The sequence below is a fragment of the Bacillus sp. AFS017336 genome (assembly GCF_002555445.1).
GTDB lineage: Bacteria > Bacillota > Bacilli > Bacillales > Bacillaceae_G > Gottfriedia.
Genome location: NZ_NUCO01000002.1, coordinates 70,133 through 80,762, shown reverse-complemented (window position 1 = coordinate 80,762; position 10,630 = coordinate 70,133). Strand labels below are relative to the sequence as shown.

Genomic DNA, 10,630 nt, shown 5'->3' with positions numbered 1-10,630 from the left:
TTAGTTGACAATCTACAATCCTAATCACCATACTTCGAATATATCCGACGTAAGCTAAAAACATTAATCCTAGTAAGGAGATGATACAATAAGCCTTAAGCGTACTTGGAAAACCATGTTTTTGAACGTAAAAGATGAACGAAGACAAGCAAATTGAAAACAAGATGACTACTAGAAAATTGGAGAGCCTACCACTACTACGAAATTCCACTTTTAAAACACCTCTTTCATATTAATATAGCTTAGACAAAAACTAATCGAACTAACGATGAGATGTAATCTTTTAGACTAATTAGTATTAAGAAGAATCAATATGGATATGAAAGCTCAAAGTAAAATAATAAGGAAAGATTTGATTGGAAACAACTATGAAAAGGTTTTGAAAATGAAGGTATTAAAATATGATAACGTACTTTCGGATTTATTTAAAAGTTGTATTTTAGCTATTATAAACTGAATTTTCTGTTAAATCAATTATAAATTAGATCACGCAAATTTTAATCTACGATGGAACTAAGTGCTATTTTTGAATCAAATGATTAACTTTTCAGCAAACTAAATGTTATCTTTGACTTTAAAAGGAGATCGATATGATTAAACTTGTATTAATCAGACACGGGCAAAGTTTATGGAATGTTGAAAATCGATTTACAGGATGGACTGATATTGACTTAACGAAAAGTGGACTTTCTGAAGCTAGGGAAGCTGGAATTATTTTAAGAAAAAATGGGTTTGCTTTTGATATTGCTTATACATCAGTCCTTAAACGAGCAATTCGTACATTATGGATTATTTTAAATGAAATTGATATGATGTGGATTCCTGTGCATAAGACATGGAGATTAAATGAACGTCATTATGGCGCACTTCAAGGACTGAATAAAACAGAAACAGCGAAGAAGTACGGAGATGAACAGGTTAACATTTGGAGAAGATCGATGAATATTAGGCCGCCAGCTCTAGAGCCAGATGACCCAAGGTACGAGATTAATGAGCCCCGTTATAAAGACTTATTAGAAGGCGAATACCCTCTGACGGAAAGTCTAGAGGATACTGAAATAAGAGTGTTAAAATATTGGAATGAAGAAATTGCACCTGCATTAAAATCAGGTAAGAAGGTTATTATATCCGCGCATGGTAATACGTTAAGAGGAATTGTTCAATATTTAGATGAAATCTCAGCAGATGGGATCGCTTCACTTAATATACCTACTAGCATTCCATTAGTTTATGAATTAAATAATGACTTAAAGCCGATTCGACACTACTATTTAAGTGTATATGGGGAAGTCCCAGCTGATGTCATACCAAAACATATTCCAAGCGAATTACTTGATCAATTGGATGATGAAAATCCTCATTTGACGATTCAAGATGATTAAGCGGATGAAAAAAAGGATGGAAAAGCCATAATGCTTTTCCATCCTTTTTTTATGCTTCAGAAAGTTTTAATTTTTTAACTTGGAGTTGTACTAATCGGAAAGTTAAAGTAATTGCTGAAACAGCCAATCCACTTATTAAACCTAGCCAATATCCTTTTGCACCAAGACTCGTTTGAGATAGAAAATAACCGATTGGTAAAGCGATCACCCAATAAGCCAAAATCATCATCACTAATGTCACATTAACATCTTTATAACCTCTTAATGCACCTTGTATTGGTGCAGCAACTGCATCAAATAGTTGGAACAAAATAGCAAAAATTAAAAATCCACCAGCTAAATATTGTACAGATGAATCATTTGTGTACCAACCTGCAACATCATAGCGGAATAAGTAGATGATTACTCCAAAAACTGAAGCGATCAACACAGCCATCAATAAACCAATTTTGCTGTATTCCTTCGCACTTTGAAAATCTTTTGCGCCAACTTCAAAGCCGACTACAATTGTTAAAGCCATTGAAATACTTAATGGAACCATATAAAGCATACTTGCAAAATTCATAGCAACTGTATGCGCAGCGATTGTTTTCGTATCAAATTCACTTAATAATAAAGTAACGACTGAAAAAACACTTACTTCAAAAAAGATACTAAGTCCAATTGGCACACCTAATTTTAAAATACTTTTCCAAGTAGTAAATGAAATTGGTGGTAGCTTTTTTAAAATATTATATGACTTAAAAGGCTTTTTAGTTTTAATAATGTAAAAACCAATTCCAAAAATAATCCAATAAGTGATAGCTGATGCAACACCAGCTCCAACTCCTCCTAAATGAGGAAGACCAGCTCTACCAAATATAAGGAAAAAATTTAAAATAACATTAACCGGTACTGAAATAATTGTTATGATCATCGTTGTTCTTGTTTTTCCTAATCCATCAATAAACTGACGAATTACCGTATATAAAAATAAAGGTAAAATTCCAAATGATAAAGCGTATAAGAAATGAAGTGCTACTCGATGAACTTTTGGATCAAGATTCATTTGATTTAAGATTGGATGAATCGTAAAGGTCCCGATAATAATAATAACAATTGCAATAATACCAGCTAAATAAAGTGCTTGTGTGATAAGCGGAGTTATTTTTTCTTCTTCTTTTGCACCTTTTAAATTGGCAACCATGGTTGTAATAGCAACCAAAATGCCTGTTAAACCAGTACTGATTGGTGTCCAAACACTTACGCCAATCGCAACACCTGCTAAATCTCCTGGACTACTATTCCCAGACATAATCGTATCAAAAAATGACATTGAAAATAATGTCACTTGTGTGATTAAAATCGGAAGCAATAATTTAAAAAAATGTGATATTTTCCCCGTTTTTGTAGTATTCATTTTACGACCTCCTAAACAAACACTTTTACAATTGTATCATGTTTTGGTTTAATAGCTATAATGAAATTATTCGGATAAATATTATTTATAGAAAGTTGGTCTTAAATTGGGTAATCAAGTCGTTATAATTACAGGCGCAGGAAGTGGATTAGGAGCGTCATTAGCTAAAAAGTATTCAGAAAATGGAGCACATATTTGTTTATTAGGAAGAACTGAAAATAAACTAAGAGAAGTTGGAAAACAATTACCAAACAATTATTCAATCCATACGATAGATGTTTCTAAATATGATGATGTAAAACGAGTATTCGATACTATTGTTCAAACATACGGTAATGTTGATTTATTATTTAATAATGCAGGTGTTGGCATTTTTGAGCTTGCAGATGAATTGAATGAAGAAGCAGTACATAATATGATTGACATTAATTTAAAAGGTACCATTTTTTGTTCACAAGAAGTACTTAAACAAATGAAAAAACAAAATAGTGGAACGATTGTTAATATCGTTTCAACTGCGGGGTTAATTGGTAAAGCTACTGAATCAGTTTATTGTGCAAGTAAATTTGGTGTTAAAGGATTTACGGAAAGTTTAGTAGTTGAATTAACAGGAACACCTATATCAGTATTTGCAGCATATATGGGTGGAATGAACACTGATTTTTGGACTGGTATTTTTGATGAAGACAAAACTTCAAAAATGATGAATCCGGATGATATTGCCGAAATTATTATTGATAATATAAAACCCCGTAAAAATATATCAATTCCTGAAATTATCATTAAAAATGTAAAATAAGTATTAGCTCAGTCATCTTTTACACAAACTAAACTTGAAAATTGAATGACAAGTGAGGTCTTAAAGATGAGCAAATCTAATAAGAAGAAATCAACTGAGCCGAATCAACATAATTTTGATGCAATGTTACTTGAGGATATGAATACGGCAGACGATATACCAATTGATTGGTTACCAAAAAATGAACCAATTACTGAAACGATGTCATACAAAAACTCTGATGAGTGACTTAAGCTATTTTTTGAAAACAAGTTGTTTTCGTAAGCGCTTTTAATACTTTGTTTAAACAATTAGCGCAATAAATTCGAATGAATAAATAGCTGAAAAAAACAGTTTTAGAGACTTTGTCCACAAACTGTAAAGAATAGCCATTTTGGCTATTTTTTTTTATTTTGATATGGTATTATTATTGAAGCGTTTTATATTAAAACCATTTCTTGGTATTAAAAATACATATAAAAATATTGAAAAACGAGATATAAGTTAGGAGAATCATGATGGAAAAAGTACTAGTTTTTGGTCACAAGAACCCAGATACAGATACAATTTGCTCTGCGATTGCATATGCAGAATTAAAAAAAGCTATAGGAGTAGACGCTGAAGCGATTCGTTTAGGAGAAGTAAGTGCAGAAACTCAATTTGCACTAGATACTTTTAAAACAGATGCTCCTCGTTTAGTGGAAAAAGTAGCAGTTGAAACGAAAAGCGTAATTTTAGTTGACCATAACGAGCGTCAACAAAGTGCTGATGATATTGAACAAGTACGTGTACTTGAAGTAATCGATCACCACCGAATTGCAAATTTTGAAACAAGCGATCCTTTATACTATCGTTGTGAGCCAGTTGGATGTACTGCTACAATTTTAAATAAATTATATAAAGAAAATAATGTTGAAATTAAAAAGGAAGTTGCTGGTTTAATGCTTTCAGCAATTATTTCTGACACATTATTATTTAAATCACCAACATGTACTGAACAAGATATCGTTGCTGCAAAGGAACTTGCTGAAATTGCAGGTGTAAGTGCAGAGGAATATGGTTTAGAAATGTTAAAAGCAGGTGCAAATTTAGCTGATAAATCAATTGAATCATTAGTTTCACTTGATGCTAAAGAGTTCCAAATGGGCAGCTTTAAAGTTGAAATTGCTCAAGTAAATGCAGTTGATACAAATGATGTACTTTCACGTCAAGTTGAATTAGAAAACGTACTAGATGGGATCGTTTCAAATAAAGGTTTAGACTTATTCTTATTTGTCGTAACTGATATTTTAACAAATGATTCAATTGCTGTTGCAAAAGGTACTTCTACTAATGCAGTAGAAAAAGCATACAATGTAACTTTAGAAAACAATACTGCATTATTAAAAGGTGTTGTATCTCGCAAAAAACAAATCGTTCCAGTATTAACTGAAACATTTAATACACTTTAATTTAGTAAAAAAAACAACAAAGTCTTGCATGGCTTTGTTGTTTTTTTATAGATAACAGGTAAATGGGGGAGTTAAAATGGAAAATTTGAAATATCCAATTGGTAAATTTAACGTTCCAGCAAGCTACACTACTAAACAAAGAGAAGAATTTATAAAAGTGTTAAAAGATGCTCCTTTTAAATTTAAGGAAGCAATAACATCTCTAAATGAAGAACAATTAAATACACCTTATCGTGAAGGTGGATGGACACCAAAACAAGTTATAAATCATGTTGCAGATAGCCACATGAATAGCCTGATCAGAGTAAAATTAGCATTAACTGAAGAAAACCCAACAATCAAAGGTTATGATGAAAATGCCTGGATTACATTAAGCGATTCAAATTGTGATTTTCAAAGTTCCTTAAAAATTATTGAAGGAATCCACGAAAGATATGTCATATTACTTGAATCATTAACAGATGAACAGTTTAAACGCACATGTTTTCACCCTGAACTAAACCAAAAAATAAGCATTGATTTTCTTTTAGCTTTATATGCTTGGCACAGTCAGCATCATTTAGCACATATTTATTTAGTAAAAAATAACAAATAATTTTTAAGGTGTGATCCTAATCAAATTACTATTTATATGCAGTAAAAATCAATGGAGAAGTCCTACAGCTGAAAAAATCTTTCACTTATATGAAGGACATCAAGCAAGATCAGCTGGTACGGAATCAGGAGCTAGAATTAAGGTGACTGAAGGACATATCGGCTGGGCAGATATCATTTTCGTAATGGAGAAAAAGCATTTAAGAAGAATTCGTGAAAAATTCGGTATTTTGCTTAATCATAAAACTGTTGTAAATCTAGATATCGCGGATGATTATCAGTATATGGATGAAGAATTAATTGAAATTCTTCAAAATAGAGTTTTAGAGCAAATCGAAAAATAAATATTGGTAAAATCATTTAGATTATAAAGAAACCCGCTTAAATTTTTGAGCGGGTTTTAGTACTTTAGACTTAATTATCATATTTATTTATTTTGGAAAATTATGTAAATACTCACGAAATTCATAAATCTCAAAAAAACATAAAATAGTATTGTGTCAAGGTTCATGATTTACACATAAACATAAAACTAGAAGTAAATTGAGGGATATGGTGTGAGTATGTACTACAAATTATTAAAGCAATATATAAAAAATTCAAATTTAAGTTTGGCTGAAATTGCAAATGAATTAAATAAAATGGGCTTTTCAAAAGACAAGAGCTATTTAAGTAAATTGCAAAATGCGAAACTAACTCCACCTGAAGAAAAGTTAACAAGAGCGATTGCAAAAGTAACAGGTGGTAATGCTGAAGAGCTAATTTGGTGTGCTTATATTGTGAATGCACCTGATGGATTGAAAGTTCCATTAAAAAATATTTCAGAAGAAGTTTTTAATCTCGCAAAGAATGAAAAAAATAGTAATTTAAAATTTGATGTCGTTTATAAAGAAAATAAACTTGATGAACGATCAAAATTATTTGCTGATTTTATCAGAGTGACTAGATTAAAAAATAACTTATCAATTAAATGCCTTGCAACAAAAGCGAACGTGTCACATTCATATATTTCACAAATTGAAAATGGAAAAAAAGGAATTCCATCATCGGAAATTATCCAAAGACTAGCAGATCCCCTTGGTGTTCCTGTTATTCAATTGTTTCAAATAGCTGGCTATTTTCCAATCGAAAAAGATGATTGGATTGAAGGTACTACCATGATACGTACTGCGAATAAGATGTTAAATTCCGAAGAAAAAGAAAAACTCCTAAGATTAATAGAAGCATTTCTTACTTTAGCTGCTTTAGATTATTTCTAAAAGGTAGTAAAGAAAGTTGAGATAAAAAAGCAGTATATAGTAAATTATCTATATACTGCTTTTTATTGAGGTTATAGATAAATCAAAAAAATTTATTAGCCTATGATTAAACCTTTTAATAAATAAATAGCAATACACCAAATGATAATCGCAGAAATTTTATTAATGATAATCATGAATTTACCTGAGTGATCGATTTTCCCGACAGTTCGACCTGCTATTGCAAGGGATATAAACCAGATCCACGAAACGGCTATACAAGTAATCGCAAATGCAATTTTTTCATTACCATCGTATTGAAGCGAGTTCGTTCCAATTACACCGATTGTATCCAAGATTGCATGCGGATTAAGAAGTGAAACAGATGCAGCAAACAATATTTGCTTTTTCACTGAGAAATTGTCTTGATTTGATGTGATCTCAGAAGATTTAGCTTTCCATGTTTGCCAGCCCATATAAGTTAAAAATAAAATTCCGAAACTTAAAAGCGCAGTCTTTAAATATGGTGAAGTTAAAATAAGGACAGACACTCCTGTAACCGATAAAGTAATTAATAACGTATCACAGAGCGATGCAGTTAATACAGCTGGTAAAGCTCTAATAAACTTTTTTTGAGTTGCACCTTGTTGAAAAATAAATACGTTTTGGACCCCTAAAGGTAGGATTAAACCAAATGATAATAAAGTTGCGTGTAAAATAGTTTGAATCATAATACCACCTAACTAATCAATTTTATGTACACATCATTTCTTTTCGACAATCTTGACTAAATTTGTAAATTTTAGGAAAGGATAGTAAGAAACTGCAAAAGGAAGTGATGAGTATGTCTCAACAATTTGAAAATATACCTGATTATGAATTATTAGCAAATAATCCAGCATTATCTTTACATGAACTGTCATATCACTATGATATGAGTTTTAATGATATTGCAGAAATTAGAGGAATTTCAGTAGAAGATTTAATGAACTACTATCAGACAAATACTTCTCACGATTCATTATTTTATTTTGAATAAACTAAAAAATAAAGCTGAGCCAATAATAAATTGAGCTCGGCTTTTTTATGTAACTTTTTAATTATAATGAATAATGATTCAGAATACTAGAATTTTTAAAAACAAAAAGTTAAGCCAATGTATGACTTAACTTAACACGCTGTTGAAAAAAGAACTTTTCAATTAGTCAACAATATTTCAATGTAAAAGAAGCTATTTGATGTTGATTTCCACTACANNGGGGTCTCAGCCTTCCCGCATTTCCCATAGGAATCGAGCATCCTTTCGTTCCAATCAACTTCTTCAAAAAAAAAAAGTGTGCAATAAAGAAACTCATTAATCCCCTTTACTTAGAGAAAAATAGAAATTAATTAGCAAGTTATTTGCTAATATCGGTAGATCGTTTACTTATAAATTACTAGTAGAATTTCTTCTTCAAACAAATAATATCTCAATATTTTATATTCTGAAAAAGGTCTATTACTAATGTTTTTTTGTAATCCAATAACAAATTATCTATTAAAATAAATTAATAAACAACAACATCTAAAGACTATAAAATTACTGTCAAATAGGTCGCTTAGCAACATTTTAATTATTGACTAGTTTATTTCAACATAGTGAAAAATTAAGCCCATATAAGACCTAACTTATTTTTTCTTCTTTAATTTTATTCGCCAGTCATTGCATACCATAAAATGACCAATCGGGTATTCGAAATTACATTTTTTTATTAGTTTGAATTTTAGTTTTTCACATATTTTGTTAGATGGAACATTTTTAATAGAAGGAAATGCGTGAATATAGTTATGTTTTAATTCATCTTGAGCTTTTATAATTGCTTTTTTTACAGCAACTGATGCAATACCTTTTCTTTGGTATTGAGGTAAAATACTCCAGCCTATTTCATAAACCCATTTGTCATTCCATTTCCGATCCCAATAACCAACGCTTCCTATTTTTGTTCGATGGGGAAGTAATATTATCGCATACATTTGACCTGTCCCCATTTTTCTCATTTCTAGATAATGCTTGTGACGATTCATAATTTGGTTATAACTCTCAAGTCCACCAAGATATTGAGTCATTCTATTCGTGTTTAAGGAAATAAGTAAACTAAGATCTGCATCGTTCCATGGTTCGATCAGAATTTTAGATTTGTCTATAGTTGACAATTAATTCACACCAACTTTTTTAAAGAAATTTCTTATTTAAAAGATGCATATTAAGATAGTATTCCAATGCTGTTTTTTATTTCTAATTAATTAACACAAATTAGATTAGTTAGTTATTTATTGAATGATTTTTTATGGCAAATGATCATTATATATTGAAGAAAAAGCTTTTTGACTAATAAAATTTAGGTTTAAATCGGTCCATTCAGCCAATACGTACAATCGGGGACGTTTCTTCATTCACTTGGATTTCATATTAAAAAAATGTTTTCTGTTAATTTCGACTTTAAAAAATATTCTTTACACATTCTTTACACCACTTATATAGGAGATTAAAAAAATATTTATATACTTTTTTTGTAAAGCATTATTCATAAGAAAGAAACACAAGTTGCAAAAAAAGGTGAAAGTTTCCGATATATGAATACAACTTTAAATTTAATAGAATAAAAGAGTGGAGAGAACTGAATATGAAAAAGTCAAAATTAGCTAGTTACAGTTTAACATTTGCCTTAGCTTCATCAATTTTATCTAATACTGCTCATGCTCAAGTAATGAATACTAATGGAGTAAAATCACAACAAGAACAGACTTCATTACTAAATCAACAAAATCAACTAATTGCTAAAGTGGAACGTACACAAGAAGGTAAATTGGACTTTTCATGGAACGGAACAAATAAAAAAGACAAAGTCCGTATATTTTGGTCAACATCTCCAGATAAAATTGGGAAATTACTAGTTAAAGTTAATTCTGGTACTTCGATTACCGTGGACGATCCAAGTCCAAAAGCTAGACCATATTTTCATATAATTGGAGAAAATGGATCGAGTACAATTGTTGGAGAGCGTAAAGTTTTTCTGCAAGGAACTTTTAACTTCCGAGATTTAGGTGGATACGAAACTGTTGATGGAAGAACAGTTCAATGGGGAAAATTATATCGTTCAGACGCTTTAGTAGGCTTAACAAAAAATGATATATCTTATTTACAAAATTCTGGATTAAAAACAATTCTCGATTACCGAAGCGCAGATGAGTTAGCAAAAAGTCCAGATCCAGTAATAAAGGGTGTAGCAAATATCAATGATCCAGTTATAAAATCTGGCAGTACAACTTTAGACATCTTTAATTTAGATATGGTAGGACTGGACAAGACTTTCAAACAGATGCAAAGAGAAATGGTTGAAGATCCGGATGTAGAAGCGTACAGAACATTATTTCAGTTGCTTTTAAAATCAAAAAACGATGCTGTTTTACAACATTGTACAGCGGGTAAAGATCGCACTGGAGTTGGTTCTGCTCTTGTATTACTGTCTCTTGGAGTACCAGAAAATATAGTACTTGATGACTATATGTTAAGTAACAACCCTGTTTATATTCAAAAACAACTAGATGCAATGGCTCCTCTATTAAAAACGGATGAACAAAGACAAGTAGTAACAGCAATTATGGGAGTAAAAAAAGAGTGGCTACAAGCTTCATTGAATCAAATTAAAGAACATTATGGTTCATACGATAATTACTTCAAAAAAGTCATTGGATTAACTGCAAAAGATCGTGAAAAATTAAAAGAAATGTATTTGAATTAGAAACAA

Annotated in this window: 13 protein-coding genes; 9 read left to right on the top strand and 4 right to left on the bottom strand. The window is 30.7% G+C overall.

Going from position 1 to position 10,630, the window contains the following annotated elements; translation table 11 throughout:
- Positions 1-211, bottom strand: a 211-nt coding sequence (locus CN601_RS27215) for a hypothetical protein (protein ID WP_218923223.1), incomplete at its 3' end; no start/stop codon positions are given.
- Between the two features lie 379 nt (positions 212-590).
- Here CN601_RS27215 and gpmA point away from each other — a divergent pair.
- Positions 591-1,382 (top strand): 2,3-diphosphoglycerate-dependent phosphoglycerate mutase, encoded by a 792-nt coding sequence (gene gpmA, locus CN601_RS00645; protein WP_098169668.1) that lies wholly within the window; start codon positions 591-593, stop codon positions 1,380-1,382.
- A 49-nt stretch (positions 1,383-1,431) separates the two neighbouring features.
- On the opposite strand, the gene CN601_RS00640 is transcribed toward gpmA, so the two are convergent.
- Positions 1,432-2,781: an MATE family efflux transporter gene (locus CN601_RS00640; RefSeq protein ID WP_098169667.1), complete on the bottom strand. Its 1,350-nt coding sequence runs from the start codon at positions 2,779-2,781 to the stop codon at positions 1,432-1,434.
- Between the two features lie 106 nt (positions 2,782-2,887).
- Between CN601_RS00640 and CN601_RS00635 the strand changes: the two genes are divergently transcribed.
- From CN601_RS00635 to CN601_RS00615, 6 genes are all read left to right on the top strand, one after another.
- Entirely contained in the window at positions 2,888-3,580 is a 693-nt protein-coding gene (locus CN601_RS00635) for an SDR family oxidoreductase (protein ID WP_098169666.1), read from the top strand.
- Between the two features lie 66 nt (positions 3,581-3,646).
- Positions 3,647-3,808 (top strand): hypothetical protein, encoded by a 162-nt coding sequence (locus tag CN601_RS26715; protein ID WP_179865379.1) that lies wholly within the window; start codon positions 3,647-3,649, stop codon positions 3,806-3,808.
- Positions 3,809-4,077: 269 nt separating this feature from the next.
- Positions 4,078-5,010 carry a manganese-dependent inorganic pyrophosphatase gene (locus tag CN601_RS00630; protein WP_098169665.1) on the top strand — a complete coding sequence of 311 codons (933 nt, stop codon included), beginning with the start codon at positions 4,078-4,080 and terminating at the stop codon, positions 5,008-5,010.
- A gap of 76 nt (positions 5,011-5,086) precedes the next feature.
- Positions 5,087-5,605, top strand: coding sequence for a YfiT family bacillithiol transferase (locus tag CN601_RS00625; RefSeq protein ID WP_098169664.1), 519 nt, complete (start codon positions 5,087-5,089; stop codon positions 5,603-5,605).
- 19 nt (positions 5,606-5,624) lie between these two features.
- A complete protein-coding gene (locus CN601_RS00620) occupies positions 5,625-5,948 on the top strand; it encodes a low molecular weight protein tyrosine phosphatase family protein (protein ID WP_179865380.1) in 324 nt (107 codons plus the stop codon).
- Between the two features lie 219 nt (positions 5,949-6,167).
- Complete coding sequence (locus CN601_RS00615) at positions 6,168-6,863, top strand: helix-turn-helix transcriptional regulator (protein WP_098169662.1); 696 nt, start codon at positions 6,168-6,170, stop codon at positions 6,861-6,863.
- Between the two features lie 95 nt (positions 6,864-6,958).
- Here CN601_RS00615 and CN601_RS00610 read toward each other — a convergent pair whose 3' ends face one another.
- Entirely contained in the window at positions 6,959-7,573 is a 615-nt protein-coding gene (locus tag CN601_RS00610) for a LysE/ArgO family amino acid transporter (protein ID WP_098169661.1), read from the bottom strand.
- A gap of 113 nt (positions 7,574-7,686) precedes the next feature.
- Between CN601_RS00610 and CN601_RS00605 the strand changes: the two genes are divergently transcribed.
- The gene (locus CN601_RS00605) at positions 7,687-7,881 is read left to right on the top strand and encodes a hypothetical protein (RefSeq protein ID WP_098118405.1); all 195 of its coding nucleotides are present in this window, start codon (positions 7,687-7,689) and stop codon (positions 7,879-7,881) included.
- A 629-nt stretch (positions 7,882-8,510) separates the two neighbouring features.
- On the opposite strand, the gene CN601_RS00600 is transcribed toward CN601_RS00605, so the two are convergent.
- Positions 8,511-9,035 carry a GNAT family N-acetyltransferase gene (locus CN601_RS00600; protein ID WP_098169660.1) on the bottom strand — a complete coding sequence of 175 codons (525 nt, stop codon included), beginning with the start codon at positions 9,033-9,035 and terminating at the stop codon, positions 8,511-8,513.
- Between the two features lie 470 nt (positions 9,036-9,505).
- Between CN601_RS00600 and CN601_RS00595 the strand changes: the two genes are divergently transcribed.
- Positions 9,506-10,624, top strand: coding sequence for a tyrosine-protein phosphatase (locus tag CN601_RS00595; protein ID WP_098169659.1), 1,119 nt, complete (start codon positions 9,506-9,508; stop codon positions 10,622-10,624).
- Positions 10,625-10,630 lie beyond the last annotated feature (6 nt).

Coding starts and splice junctions, on each gene's coding strand:
- CN601_RS00615 (WP_098169662.1), top strand. CDS start 6,168: ATGTACTACAAATTATTAAAGCAATATATAAAAAATTCAAATTTAAGT.
- CN601_RS00595 (WP_098169659.1), top strand. CDS start 9,506: ATGAAAAAGTCAAAATTAGCTAGTTACAGTTTAACATTTGCCTTAGCT.
- CN601_RS26715 (WP_179865379.1), top strand. CDS start 3,647: ATGAGCAAATCTAATAAGAAGAAATCAACTGAGCCGAATCAACATAAT.
- CN601_RS00630 (WP_098169665.1), top strand. CDS start 4,078: ATGGAAAAAGTACTAGTTTTTGGTCACAAGAACCCAGATACAGATACA.
- gpmA (WP_098169668.1), top strand. CDS start 591: ATGATTAAACTTGTATTAATCAGACACGGGCAAAGTTTATGGAATGTT.
- CN601_RS00610 (WP_098169661.1), bottom strand. CDS start 7,573: ATGATTCAAACTATTTTACACGCAACTTTATTATCATTTGGTTTAATC.
- CN601_RS00640 (WP_098169667.1), bottom strand. CDS start 2,781: ATGAATACTACAAAAACGGGGAAAATATCACATTTTTTTAAATTATTG.
- CN601_RS00605 (WP_098118405.1), top strand. CDS start 7,687: ATGTCTCAACAATTTGAAAATATACCTGATTATGAATTATTAGCAAAT.
- CN601_RS00625 (WP_098169664.1), top strand. CDS start 5,087: ATGGAAAATTTGAAATATCCAATTGGTAAATTTAACGTTCCAGCAAGC.